1 protein-coding gene is annotated in these 1,203 nt (G+C 29.8%); it reads left to right on the forward strand.

The window, feature by feature from the left end:
* Positions 1-148: 148 nt before the first annotated feature.
* Complete coding sequence (locus ACNQGO_RS15390) at positions 149-991, forward strand: hypothetical protein (RefSeq protein ID WP_417948187.1); 843 nt, start codon at positions 149-151, stop codon at positions 989-991.
* The last annotated feature ends 212 nt before the right edge of the window (positions 992-1,203 follow it).

Below are 1,203 nucleotides of genomic sequence, written 5' to 3' on the forward strand. Positions count from 1 at the left end.
AATCATAAAGCGAGTTTTAATAGAACGAAGTTTAAATGTAGTTTAAATAACATATATTTACTCCATGAGTAACAAAATACAGTTTGTTTGGAGGTTTTTAGACGAACTGACGTTAGCTGTAATCTTAAAAAAATAACTAAACGCAAAAATGAAAATCATCAAATTTATACCAATTTTATTATTAAATATTTCTTGCTATGCACAGGAGAATTTTGACAAATACGTTATTGACGATGACGGAATTACTGTCGAAAAAACTGACAGCACTAAACAATATGATGATGTTTATAATAGCAATAATGAAATTTACAATGTAGGAAAGAAATTTACTTATTCCTATTTCAATCAAAACTCAAAAGGACAAAAATTTTTAATAAAACGAGGAAAAGGAATTTTACAACCCCAAGGTTATACAATTTATGATTGGGAATTTGTAAATATTGAAAACCAAGACAACGAAACGGTTAGTCGTATAATTCTAAAGCCTAGTTCAGGAAATCCTTTCGAAGGCAATGATCCGGATTATAACCAAACTGGATTTGATTATGAATATGTATTGAATAATGGTAAAAATCATTTAAAAGAAACAACTGGTGCAATTGAAAATAAAATGAATGTATGGATACATCCACCAAGAAGTAACTTTTTTAAAATTTTAGAATTAAATCCTTTCCCATATATCAAAACACCATACAAAATTGGAACAAAATGGAATTGGAAATTAGAAATTGGAGATCATTGGTCGGACAAAAGATGGTTAGAATGGAAAGGTGAAATTGAAAACACTTATGATTATGAAATCAAAGAAAAGAAAATTATTACAACAAAATTGGGGAGTTTAGAATGTTATATTGTCCACGCAAAAGCTAAAAGCAGGATTGGAGAAACAGAATTAATTTCTTATTTCAATCCTAAATTTGGTTTTGTAAAACTTGAATATAAAAATATAGACGACACTAAAACAATTCTTGAACTAGAAAATGTGGAATAAAAGACTACAGCTAACAGCTACTACAACGGATTTGGTCAATTGGCTTCATGGAAAGTTGGTTTTGTATTTGGGATGATTTGGCAAATCCGAAAATAGGGCTTAATTTAGTCCCAAACCCGCTGTAGTAGCGGGACGTCAAACTGTCTAATAACCTCCTTTTCCCCTGTTAGATAATTTGTACAAAAAACCGTTCAAATAATTTGCATAACTCG

Origin of the sequence: Flavobacterium frigidum, from assembly GCF_048286735.1 — a bacterium.
Lineage (GTDB): Bacteria > Bacteroidota > Bacteroidia > Flavobacteriales > Flavobacteriaceae > Flavobacterium.

Bases quoted from the DNA above. Each gene is read 5' to 3' on its own strand.
- ACNQGO_RS15390 (WP_417948187.1), top strand. From the start codon at position 149: ATGAAAATCATCAAATTTATACCAATTTTATTATTAAATATTTCTTGC.